The sequence below is a fragment of the Microbacterium sp. Leaf351 genome (genome assembly GCF_001423825.1).
Taxonomy (GTDB): domain Bacteria; phylum Actinomycetota; class Actinomycetes; order Actinomycetales; family Microbacteriaceae; genus Microbacterium; species Microbacterium ginsengisoli.
Map to the genome: position 1 here is coordinate 77638 of NZ_LMPK01000001.1, position 2681 is coordinate 80318.

At 70.5% G+C, this 2681-nt stretch carries 1 pseudogene; it reads right to left on the reverse strand.

Annotation, left to right across the window (positions count from 1 at the left end):
• Positions 1 to 2415, reverse strand: a pseudogene (locus ASG00_RS00325) (hypothetical protein); the annotation flags it as partial.
• Positions 2416 to 2681 lie beyond the last annotated feature (266 nt).

Below are 2681 nucleotides of genomic sequence, written 5' to 3' on the forward strand. Positions count from 1 at the left end.
CGTCGACCAGTTGAGGGTTCCCGTCGCGGTGGCCTGCGTACGCTCCGTCAGCGCGATCGGGTTGAGCGACTTGTCGACGAGGTCGGGGCCTGTTCCGCTCCCTCCCCCGAGCGGAACCAGGTTCACGACGGCGCACGGCGAGGTGTTCACCGTCGTCGCCGAGAGCGCGGGGCTCGTCGCCGAGGCATCCGCCGATCCGCAGTTCGCGCGCTGCACGACGTCGGTCGTGCCCGATCCCGGTCCGGGGATGGTCGCATTGGTCGGCACCGACCCGATCGGGGTCGAGCTGGACCGGGTCACGGCCCGAGTGGTGAAGGTGATGTTCGGCTGGAAGGTCGAACCCGGGGCGAAGCTCTGCCCACTCAGCGCGTCGTAGACGAAACGGAGCCCGGTGATAGACCCCGACAGTGAGGAGGGGATGTCGATCGTGCGGTACTGCGGCGGAGCGGTCAGGCCGATCGCTCCCGGCAGGTTCGTCCACACGCCTGGCGCAGTCTGGTACTGCACGGTGAGGCTGGCGTTCCCGGGGATGCCGAGCTGCGTGAGCTGGGTGGCGTCATACAGGTCCCACCAGTCGGCCGACAGCGCGTCGGAGTCGGTCACGACGACCTGGGTGGGGTTCACCGTCGTCGCCGGGAATCCGGCGACCGTCGCGGGGATCTGCGCGATGAACTGCTGGCCGGCGGTGAGGTATCCCTGACCCGGCGTGATCGTCTTCGCGACGGTCACGCCGAGACGGTCACCGTAGATCGAGAGCGTGTCCTGCGCGTGGGCCGTCGCCGTGCGAGAGGGGTCGTCGACGGCGACACCGGTCACATCGACGGCGTTGACCACGTCGGTGCGGTCGGGAAGCGGCGTCGGACGCGAGGTGTTCGCGATGAACGGCAGCTTCGCCTCGGCGCCGGGGACGATCCCGCCGGTGGCCGTGGAGGAGAAGGTGACCGTGAAGCCGACGACGCGCGTCGCGACATCGGGGGCGGGGATCGTGTCGGCCGTCGTGGTCGAGAGGGGCGCCGAGGTCGTGTTGTCGGAATACGTGTAGACGATGGTCGCCGAGGTGGCGCCGTCGGGCCACTGCACACCCGTCGTGCTCGTGCCGACCTGCCCGAAGCCCGCGAAGGTGAGCTCGTCGGCGAGCGGGTTCGGGCTCGTCGTCGCGGCGCCCGGCTCGGTGATCGACAGGGAGCGGAGCCCGACGGTCCCCGCGTTCGTCGCGCCGAGGCGCACCGTGGTCGGGTCGCCGGCCTTGACCTGGTCGGCGTCGAAGGTCTTCGCCGCCGTCACCTGCAGTCCGTAGGGGACGATCTGGTAGTTCTTGCTCACGAGCGGCGAGTTCGCCGTGAGCGTGCCGAGCGTCGCGCTCGCGGTGATGCTGTTGCTCACGGTCGTCGCCGGCAGGCCCGCGACGTTCGCGCGCTGGGCGAGGGCGACCGCGGCGACTCCCGCTGCGCCGCGCTCGATGGCGGCCCCAGTCGCGCCGGTGTAGGTGAAGCGCACACCGTAGACGTCCGCCGGATCGGGCGCACCGGTGGTCGGGTAGACCGGCGGACCGGCGCCGGTGTAGACGGTGTGCCACTGGCTGTCCAGCGACGAGTAGACCTCGGCGGTGACGCCGGTCGCGCCCGCGGGCAGGGTCATCGCGCCGAACCCGGTGAAGGCGAGGTAGTGGAACGGGCTCGTCGCGCCGGTCGGCGGGTTGCCGGGCCCGGCCGGATCCTGCACGACGAGGCTGTCGGCGGGGCCGTTGGTGGTGTTCGTGCCGGTGAGCGTCAGGGTGGTCGTGAGCCCCGGGGTGTTGAAGTTCTGGGTCGGGGAGAACGACTTGTCCGCCGTGGCTGCAGGGGTCTGCGGCACGACGGGAGTGACGGTCGCGGTGCTCGACTTGGGGTCGGCGTTCGCCGACGCGATGTTCGCGGTGTTCGGAATCGTCGTGCCGTCGATGGTCCACGGCGCGTTCGGCGACACCCGCACCTGGATGTCCATCTGGTACGACCCCAGCGGCAGTCCGGTCGACGCCGACGGAGTCTGCACGGGGGCGGTGAAGGCCAGCACCACCTGGGTGCGGTCTCCGACCGCGGAGGTCGTGACGGTTCCGGGGGCGGTGCCCGGGAACGAGCTCGCACCGACGTAGTCGATCCACTCGGGCAGCAGGTCGGTGATGGTCGTGGTGTCACATCCGGTGACGCCCGTGATCGAGGTGCCGCAGCTGAAGTCGAGCCGATACGAGAACGACGTGCCCGGCGTGAGCGGCGTGCTCGGGAGGATCGCCGTCTTGACGATGCCCTGCGAGGCGTTGATGGTGGCGGCCTGCGCGGGCGCGGCGATCGCGACGAGGCCCGCGGCGATCACGACGACACTGACGGATGCCGCGGCCACCGCGACCACACGACGACGGAAAACAGAGAACAGGCGCACCGAGACACCCCCCAATAGGCGCGACGGCTCGCGACACACATCGTCGCTCGTCATCACGTACGGCACACGCCCGTCTCGGGTGACGAGCGGCGAAGGCCCCCGACATGCGTGAGCCGACCCCCCTGGGCAAAGTTGCGGCGCCCGGAGGGGTACCCCCTCACTATCGCCCAGGTTTGCCGGATCGGCAAGTGCGCTCCGGTGTGCCGGATCGGCAAGTGCGCTCAGGTGTGCCGGATCGGCACGTGCGCACAGGTGTGCCGGATCGG